The sequence below is a fragment of the Pseudomonas graminis genome (genome assembly GCF_001705435.1).
Classification (GTDB): domain Bacteria; phylum Pseudomonadota; class Gammaproteobacteria; order Pseudomonadales; family Pseudomonadaceae; genus Aquipseudomonas; species Aquipseudomonas graminis_B.
This window is the reverse complement of the sequence record NZ_MDEN01000006.1, coordinates 1-245: the sequence shown is the minus strand read 5'-3', so window position 1 is coordinate 245 and position 245 is coordinate 1. Positions and strand designations below refer to the sequence as shown.

Sequence of the window (245 nt, the reverse complement as noted above, 5' to 3'; positions counted from 1 at the left end):
GCAGGTGGCGACGGACGCGGCGCAGGTCGCGGCACAGCAAGCGCAACAAGCGGCCCAGAATAGCCAGCAGTCGTTGATGCGCGCGACGCGGGCGATCCAGGCCTTGCAGGCAATGCAGACCCAGGCGCGAAACGTTTCCGCGAGCGCGCCGAGCACGATCCCGAACGGCCTCAACGTCGGCGGCCTGGTGCCGGACAGCGGCCTCAAGGCGACCGGCATCGCCAATCCCGTCACCACCTGGGTCG

At 69.8% G+C, this 245-nt stretch carries 1 protein-coding gene; it reads left to right on the top strand.

What is annotated here, in order from left to right:
• Nucleotides 1-245 (top strand): hypothetical protein (locus tag BBI10_RS27455; protein WP_167355751.1); only part of this gene is annotated, 245 nt, incomplete at both ends.